The sequence below is a fragment of the Staphylococcus sp. HMSC34G04 genome (assembly GCF_001838765.1).
GTDB lineage: Bacteria > Bacillota > Bacilli > Staphylococcales > Staphylococcaceae > Staphylococcus > Staphylococcus epidermidis.
On sequence record NZ_KV838748.1, the window covers coordinates 55,118 to 58,705 of the forward strand.

Here is a 3,588-nt window from a genome sequence, read left to right on the forward strand (position 1 = left end):
GTCCCCTTTTCTTCGGGGTGGGTATCGATCATGATGTAGCTTTAACTTTAGAAACTGAAGAAGAGGTTCTCGTCCCCTTTTCTTCGGGGTGGGTATCGATCGCAAATAATGATGAAACTAAAGGGAATACGATAGAGTTCTCGTCCCCTTTTCTTCGGGGTGGGTATCGATCCGATACTTTAACAAATGCCATCACAACTATATTTCAAGCATCATTTTTGCTGTCAAAAAATATGACAATCACTAGTACAAGATTATATGATATGTCACTTTTTTTGACAAATTTTATAATAATTACATTTATATTAATAGTATACTACATTTAAGATGGTTTAGCCTATTCATTTAATAAAATTAATATTAATTTAACCTTTCATTTCTTTTTATATTTCGAATAAAAATTAGACGTTCCCTCACTACAAGAAGAAAAATACTTAAACATCTATTTTAATAATTGATTTTGTTTGATAATGTGCAAGTATGAAATGTAAAAACTAAATTGGACTTGAAGCCCCAGCGTAAATACATTATTTCTCAGTAAACCTACTCCTCAGGTCGTACCTCATTTCATAGAAATTAAGATGAGGAACCGCATGAAACTTACAATTTTTCATTATACTTAATTTTTTGTCGGATTAATTGCATATCATAAGAAACGAAAATCTATTTTTTGGAATACATACTTTTGTAACTGAATTTGATAGTGAAACTACTTTTAGATTTATCAACCATCAATTATTATAGTTAATTGATACTACCAAAATAACAACTAAAACTAAGAAACCTAAAAATAGAATCAACCTTTAAATATTACAAAAATCTTGCTTCAATTATTCATACTTTTCTTCGAAACAATCTGATATATACTTTAAAAAGATTAAACCCAAAGCTATATTTTTATACTCATCAGCATCCATATTTCCTCTTAATTTATCGTCAGCTTGCCATAACTTTTCTTCAAAACCTATAGTTGCCATTAATAACACTTCCTTGATTACTATTTATTTAAATATATAAAAATATTACATTTAATTGTTATACAATAAATATTAAAACAAATATCCTTTTTTATTTATATTAATTACATATCTAATCATCCTCGCTTGGCATAAAGTTCATACTATCAGAAAAATAAATGTTCTCTTGCTTGCCTTTAACAAAGGTAAATTCTACATCTTTCGTACCAATTGAAGAACCTTTTAAGTCACCTGTACCTTTCAATAATAATTTTGGTGCTTGTTTCGTTGGAATATCATATCTTTCCCTTAATTGTTTTACATTATAATCGGTATTTTCTAAATCATATTCTGCTGAGTAACTAGGTACATTGGGATTGTATGATATATTTCCATTCTTATAATCTTTTAATTCTTTAAAATTTGCATATTGAGCGAAGAATTTAAATTCATCTATTTCTCTCTTTATCTTACTATCTTCAATTTTTTTAATAGGGATTATTTTATTGTTTTCCATTTTGACTGGATATTTTTTCTTATTACTTTGAGGTCTTCCTTTATTATCGTATGTAATTTTATTGGTTATATAATCACCTTTAGATGTTTGTGTATTTCTATTTATTTTTAACACCATACCTCTAGTTTCTAAATCTTCTCCCTTACGTTGTATAGCCATTTCCGAGTGAAGTAACCATGTTCCTTTATCATCCTTATCAAATTCTTCATCTCGATATCCTTCTTTATCGTATAAATCTTCTAAGTTTTTAATAGGATACATACTTAACGTTTTATTAAAACTTTTTTTGATTTCCGTTTCTTTACTATCGTCTTTATTCATAAATCCACATCCACTAATAAAAAACGTTATTAATAAAAAACTGATACATAAAAGTAACTTTTTAGAATGTTTCATATATTCACATCTTTCTATTTATCGTATATTTGAAAACACTATATAAATCAAATTCTTAAATTTCTATATATTACTCTTTCATATTACCAAACAATAAATACTTAAGATGTAATTCAAATTTAATTTTTCACTTTATAATTAATAAATAAAACCGCATCACTTACGATACCCTTCTGCGTATCAGATAGTGATGCGATTTTTTAATTATCCATTCCATCTATTAAAACAAAACGGCTTCCAAAATTAAATTTTGACATTTAAAAAATTTAAAATAGCAAAGTGTATTTACCATTGTAAATTACTTTGCTATTTATGTAGTTCGTCCTTATAAACAATACTAAAGTTCCTTTAAAGTCATTTTACTTTCTTTATTTTTTGTTATTTTCAACAGAATTTAGACTGTCAGTAGTCTTATAAATATCATTTTGAACTTTACCATTCAATTGATTTGTTGAACTGTTTTTCTTTTGGCGTCGCTTGTTGATTGTTTATTTTACTCTCGACTACAAAGACCGTCTATGCCACAATTAGTGCAAAACTTGTCACTCTCATTTACAATTTCATGACCACGATATTGGCAGAATTTATCATCCCGATTTACATTACCCCCCCACAAGCTAAACATTCCATTAAATTGCGCTCTTTATTTTTAATTATTATTAATACAAATATTCTAATTTATTTGACCTTAAAACACTATATAAATTTAAAGTTTTTTAAATATTTACAATAAATAGTTAAATCGAGACATTGCAACATCTGTAGTACAATAAAATTCTAAAAATAAGCTAACAAGAATAGCCCACATACAAATTGGAATATCACTATGCAAACTATGTAAAAAATAAAAATACATTACCTAAAAAGTCTACGTCATTCGTGAAGATGACGTGGACGCTTTTTATTATGTGATGCTTTTACCAGAAGAATACTAAAAGGAGTAACAAATATGAATACAATAAAAAGTACGACACACACAGAAGCTATATTTAGCGATGATGAACAACACCGCTACTTACTCAAAAAGACTTGGAATGAAAAGAAACCCGCATGTACAGTGATAACGATGTATCCTCATTTAGATGGTGTATTATCACTCGATCTTACAACTGTTCTCATTCTCAACCAATTAGCGAATTCTGAACAATATGGCGCTGTATATCTTGTAAATCTATTTTCAAATATTAAAACTCCAGAAAACCTTAAACATATCAAAGAGCCTTATGACGAGCACACAGATATCCACTTGATGAAAGCGATTAGCGAAAGTGACACAGTCATTCTAGCCTATGGAGCTTATGCGAAGCGGCCTGTTGTTATTGAACGTGTTGAACAAGTGTTAGAAATGTTAAAACCTCACAAAAAGAAAGTCAAAAAGCTTATTAATCCAGCAACAAATGAAATCATGCATCCACTTAACCCTAAAGCACGTCAAAAATGGACATTGAAATAAAAGGAGGATTATATATGAACCATGACACTACACAATCAGATTGGCGAACAGTTACTAGTTGTTTAGCCTCACAGAATTATATTTCGATATTAAAAGGTCTAGTTCACCATTTCACAGCCATCGATGATGAGGAAATACTTGATAAAATCTATGATGATTTTATGAATAATGACTCTATAACAACGGTACTTAACAATGATTTACAGATGATTATTAACCCATACCTATCAAAATGGGTTCTGTTGCAAAGTTGAATTTATAGTATA

General features: G+C 28.5%; 4 protein-coding genes and 1 pseudogene. 3 read left to right on the top strand and 2 right to left on the bottom strand.

Annotated elements, in window-relative coordinates:
- A partial coding sequence (locus HMPREF3241_RS13055) for a hypothetical protein (protein WP_218117633.1) occupies positions 1-326 on the top strand: 326 nt, incomplete at its 5' end.
- A 507-nt stretch (positions 327-833) separates the two neighbouring features.
- On the opposite strand, the pseudogene HMPREF3241_RS09270 reads toward HMPREF3241_RS13055, so the two are convergent.
- Positions 834-977, bottom strand: a pseudogene (locus tag HMPREF3241_RS09270) (type I restriction-modification system subunit M N-terminal domain-containing protein); the annotation flags it as partial.
- A 112-nt stretch (positions 978-1,089) separates the two neighbouring features.
- The gene (locus HMPREF3241_RS09275; protein ID WP_070853617.1) at positions 1,090-1,869 is read right to left on the bottom strand and encodes a tandem-type lipoprotein; all 780 of its coding nucleotides are present in this window, start codon (positions 1,867-1,869) and stop codon (positions 1,090-1,092) included.
- Positions 1,870-2,818: 949 nt separating this feature from the next.
- On the opposite strand from HMPREF3241_RS09275, the gene HMPREF3241_RS09280 reads away from it, so the two are divergent.
- Positions 2,819-3,322, top strand: coding sequence for a DUF1643 domain-containing protein (locus HMPREF3241_RS09280; RefSeq protein WP_002489613.1), 504 nt, complete (start codon positions 2,819-2,821; stop codon positions 3,320-3,322).
- Positions 3,323-3,336: 14 nt separating this feature from the next.
- A complete protein-coding gene (locus HMPREF3241_RS09285) occupies positions 3,337-3,576 on the top strand; it encodes a hypothetical protein (RefSeq protein ID WP_070853618.1) in 240 nt (79 codons plus the stop codon).
- The last annotated feature ends 12 nt before the right edge of the window (positions 3,577-3,588 follow it).

What these genes read in the sequence shown, in the direction of transcription:
- HMPREF3241_RS09275 (WP_070853617.1), bottom strand. Translation starts at nt 1,869, where the DNA reads ATGAAACATTCTAAAAAGTTACTTTTATGTATCAGTTTTTTATTAATA.
- HMPREF3241_RS09280 (WP_002489613.1), top strand. Translation starts at nt 2,819, where the DNA reads ATGAATACAATAAAAAGTACGACACACACAGAAGCTATATTTAGCGAT.
- HMPREF3241_RS09285 (WP_070853618.1), top strand. Translation starts at nt 3,337, where the DNA reads ATGAACCATGACACTACACAATCAGATTGGCGAACAGTTACTAGTTGT.